This is a genomic window from Acidiplasma aeolicum (assembly GCF_001402945.1).
Taxonomy (GTDB): domain Archaea; phylum Thermoplasmatota; class Thermoplasmata; order Thermoplasmatales; family Thermoplasmataceae; genus Acidiplasma; species Acidiplasma aeolicum.
In genome coordinates this window covers 1-3,261 of the sequence record NZ_LKBG01000061.1, presented here as the reverse complement: position 1 = coordinate 3,261, position 3,261 = coordinate 1, and the positions used below count along the sequence as shown (strand labels likewise).

The following is a 3,261-nucleotide window of genomic DNA, read 5'->3' as shown; positions in this document are numbered from 1 at the left end:
TCTTCGTAAATTGGTGTGATGTTAGCCACGGGTGAGCACTCACTGAGGCCGTAGCCCTCAACGAGCTTTGCACCTGTAAGTTCCTCAAACTTTTTCTGCAGTTCCACAGGCAGGGGTGCGGCACCGGAAATGCATACCCTTACATCCCTGATATTCCTCTTCTCAATATTCTTAAACTGGGTAATTGAATGGTATAACGTTGGTATTCCCGGAAATGCCGTTGGTTTTTTTCTCTCCATTAAATTAATTGTCATTTTAATATCTCTTGGGTCTGGTACAAGAATAATTTTGGATCCCTGTATCAATGGTGTTAGCATTGCGGTCATCATGCCGTAAACATGAAAAAATGGTATTGATGATAGATATGATAAATTCTCCTTGTACTTCGGTGGAAGCCATTCTATTATCTGGTATGCGTTTGCTATTAAATTATAATGTGTTAAAACTGCAGCCTTGGGAACGCCTGTTGTGCCTCCAGTGTACTGGAACAGGGCAGGATCATTCTGAGGGTCTATATCTACCGGTTCAGGAGATACTTTTATTCTATTTGGCCTCTTACAGATATATATCTTATCTGCTGCAGGAATTTTTGGCCTTTTTCTTATGGTTATCAGGGAATAAATTGCAGATATTACACCGGGAAGATAATCCTTAACCCTTACAACAAAAATATTTTTTAAATGTGCAGGATAAAATTTTATTACCTTATTTATAAATTCATCCATGACAACCATTGAACGTGCCCCAGAATCATATAGTTCCTCCCTTATCTCCTTCTCTGTATATAATGGGTTAACCTGGACGATAATTGCACCAAGCTTGGATATTGCAAAGAAAAATATGATGTACTGTGGTATATTTGGCAGCATAACTGCAATTCGGTCTCCCTTTGTTATTCCAAGTTCAGATAACCTGAATGAAAGGGCATCCACCTCATCCCTTAATTGCCCATAGCTTATTTTAAGTCCCATGAAGTCTACTGCTATATTATTCTTATATTTATCCACAGACCGGGAAAAGGCATCATATAAGCTTATCTTTGGTATATCAATGTGCCTGTGTACCCAGGGTGGATAATTTAATTTTAGTATATCATCCAGTTTTTCAGTAATTTCTTCCATCATTAAATCACCTGGACTTCACCGTGTATGCAGCCAGTATAAAATTAGGGCTGTTGAATCCAAGGTTTGTTTTTGACATGCTAAATGATGAGGCTTTCTGGTAAGTTGCATTTATTGTGGCATTATACATTATTATCTGACTTGCTGTTATGGTAAAATTTGGCTGCTCATTTATAATAAGGTTCGTATACGATGTATTATTTGCATATATGTGTGTTGCATACAGTGTAACATTTAATCCTGTTGCCATCGATGATTTAATTGTTGCGTACAATGACCCGTTAATATACTTTTTTAAAACAAGGTTGCTTATTGATACCTTTTGCATTACAACATGATATTCAGTTTGTCCACTAACATTTAATGTCGTAATTGTTGCATTTGTTAAAATCATTTCAGATGCTGTAATCCCGAAATCAGTCAGTGTCACAGGTTTTGCAGTAACAGTTGCTGAGTTTAGTGCCATGTAACCCGCAGTCATGGACAATAGAAGTGCAATGATTATCCCTGCTATTAGTATTATCTTATTTCTTTTTGATTTATGATTTTTTGCACTCTCTATAAATTTGACCATTTTTTATCACTAATTTATATTAACAAGCATTTATATATTAAATTTAAAAAATGGAGGTTAACACTTTTAATTGTAATATATAAATCTATTATATCCTGGAAAAACATTTAATATATTACCAAGGCTTATATATTTTATGAGCAGATCTGGCCAGATTGAAATTAAAAATATTAAAAATAAATATTATGCATACTATACTTTAAACATCTGGGATAAAAGGAATAAAAGGGAGATTAAAAAAACAAGATATCTGGGAAGGCTGGATAACGGGAATATAGTTATAAACCAAAAGTTCGTGGTTCCTGACAGGGCATTACAGTATGGGGACATAGCGGCAATTATGACCCTTAACAGGCAGTCACTTGATAAAATAGATAATATATTTGACAAATACAATAATGAAATTAAGGCACTTGCATTAATAATTGCACTTTATAAATCCCCGCTTGGTTACTCAAGATATTACTATAAAAGAAGCATACTTAGCCTAATATGGCCACGCCTTAAGATTATGAATAACAATATAAGTTATGTTTTAAGGTATCTGTCAAGGAGACGTGATAAATTTGAGAACCTTATGGAGATAAAAGAGGATATGCTTTTGCTTCACATTGAGATATCAATAATATCACAGATTGAGGAAAAAAATGAATTTAATGTGGTTATTTTGGATATACTTATAGATGCCATCAGCCTTAATATAATAAATTCAGATTATATTACCGATAAATTTTACAATATTGAAAAGTTCATTAATATGACCAGGTCTGTTAATAATGGTGGTGTTTTGATTCTGGAATCCGGTTTTAATACACCAAAAAACATACAAAAACTTATGAAAAATAATATTAATTTCATAATAGAGGGAAATGAAAATGATATTATAAAAATTAAAAACAGATTTAAAATGGAGAAGATTATACTTTACAGGGATTATAATGAACTTTTAAAAAAAAGCATATTTTTCTCAGAAAAAAGGATTGGAAAATTGTTATATTATATATTTTATGAGGGAAATGAGGATGTGGATTTTATTGAATTTAAGAAGGTAAGAAATTTAAAAATGGCCATATCAAACCTTGACATAAATCATAATCTTATTTATCAGGCAATCAACCTAAGGAATTTTATAGACCGTATTGTATCATACTCAAAATTCAGGCTTTATTCTGATAGCGTTTACTGGATTGATAGCAGGGCGATAGATGGCTATGTAATAATAAACACAATAGCGCTTAATTTTTATTTATCATTTTTTAGGCATTCGACATTTATACACCCGGGCAGAATGAGCTATATTGAATCTTTACTTTTGGAACTTTCATCTGTTAACGCCTTTATCATTAAGGATGATATTTATATATCAAAAATTCCGGGAGAACTGAGGAGAAAGATGGAAACAATAGATGAAAGTATAAATTTGGATGCATACAGGGAAATAATTAAAAGATGAAATATAAACACGAGTAAACCTTATTTGTTTTTAATTAAAATGGACTTCTTTTTAGATTTAAGGCCAGAGATTATCTTTATATCCTTTGAATTAACATTATAAAATTTGGATAG

General features: G+C 32.4%; 3 protein-coding genes. 1 reads left to right on the top strand and 2 read right to left on the bottom strand.

Translation table 11 applies throughout. The features are described from left to right. The coding region (locus AOG54_RS02110) for an AMP-binding protein (RefSeq protein ID WP_236692438.1) at positions 1–1,124 on the bottom strand (1,124 nt) is incomplete at its 3' end. A 4-nt stretch (positions 1,125–1,128) separates the two neighbouring features. Next, a complete protein-coding gene (locus tag AOG54_RS02105) occupies positions 1,129–1,695 on the bottom strand; it encodes a hypothetical protein (RefSeq protein ID WP_054964046.1) in 567 nt (188 codons plus the stop codon). Between the two features lie 136 nt (positions 1,696–1,831). Between AOG54_RS02105 and AOG54_RS02100 the strand changes: the two genes are divergently transcribed. After that, positions 1,832–3,148, top strand: a complete 1,317-nt coding sequence (locus tag AOG54_RS02100) for a hypothetical protein (RefSeq protein ID WP_048101269.1) — start codon at positions 1,832–1,834, stop codon at positions 3,146–3,148. Positions 3,149–3,261: the final 113 nt, after the last annotated feature.